This window comes from Polaromonas sp. P1_G1, from assembly GCF_056405595.1.
This window is the reverse complement of the sequence record NZ_JBFUBU010000234.1, coordinates 1-406: the sequence shown is the minus strand read 5'-3', so window position 1 is coordinate 406 and position 406 is coordinate 1. Positions and strand designations below refer to the sequence as shown.

Sequence of the window (406 nt, the reverse complement as noted above, 5' to 3'; positions counted from 1 at the left end):
GTGACACCGGTGCAGCAGGTGGTGTGGGGCCTGGAGCCCGCGTTGATGCGCCTGGCGCTGGTAGACCCGCGCATCTTTACCGACAAGCAGCACGCGGCCCGCGTCTTGGTGCAGGAGTTGACGCATCGCAGCCTGGCGTTTACTTCACCGCAGAGTCCGGGCTTCGCTGAGTTTTTCCAGCAGGTGCAAGACGCCCTGGCCCCCGTAGTCGACGCCGATATCACCAGTGCCGAGCCCTTTGAACATGCGTTGGCGGATTTGCGCCATCTGTGGGATGCCCAGGCCCGGCAACAGGAGGCCTCCCGTGCGCAGGCTGTGCGAGCCCTGCAGCAGGCCGAGCAGCGCAACCTGCTGGCTGAAAAGATTGCCCGCGAAATTGACTCCCACCCCGATGCGGCCAAGGTGC

Annotated in this window: 1 protein-coding gene; it reads left to right on the top strand. The window is 65.0% G+C overall.

Annotated features, from left to right (window positions below):
* Window positions 1-406 (top strand): DUF1631 family protein (locus AC1D1Y_RS26630; protein WP_477684987.1); only part of this gene is annotated, 406 nt, incomplete at both ends.